The organism is Lactobacillus jensenii DSM 20557 (genome assembly GCF_001436455.1).
Taxonomy (GTDB): domain Bacteria; phylum Bacillota; class Bacilli; order Lactobacillales; family Lactobacillaceae; genus Lactobacillus; species Lactobacillus jensenii.
Genome location: NZ_AYYU01000099.1, coordinates 1 through 201 on the forward strand (window position 1 = coordinate 1; position 201 = coordinate 201).

Annotated in this window: 1 protein-coding gene; it reads left to right on the forward strand. The window is 41.3% G+C overall.

Annotated features, from left to right (window positions below):
• A partial coding sequence (locus FC45_RS07615; protein WP_162257481.1) for a MucBP domain-containing protein occupies window positions 1-201 on the forward strand: 201 nt, incomplete at both ends.

Sequence of the window (201 nt, forward strand, 5' to 3'; positions counted from 1 at the left end):
TTATGAAACCAATGCTAAAACTATTACTGGTTATCACTTGACAAAGACCCCAACTAACGCCACTGGTAAATTCGGTACAACCAATGACGACGTTGTTTACACTTACGCACCAGATACTGAAAATGTTAAGGTAAGGTACGAAACCGCTGATGGTAAGACCTTAGCTGATTCAGAAACTAAGTCCGGTGACTACGGTTCAAG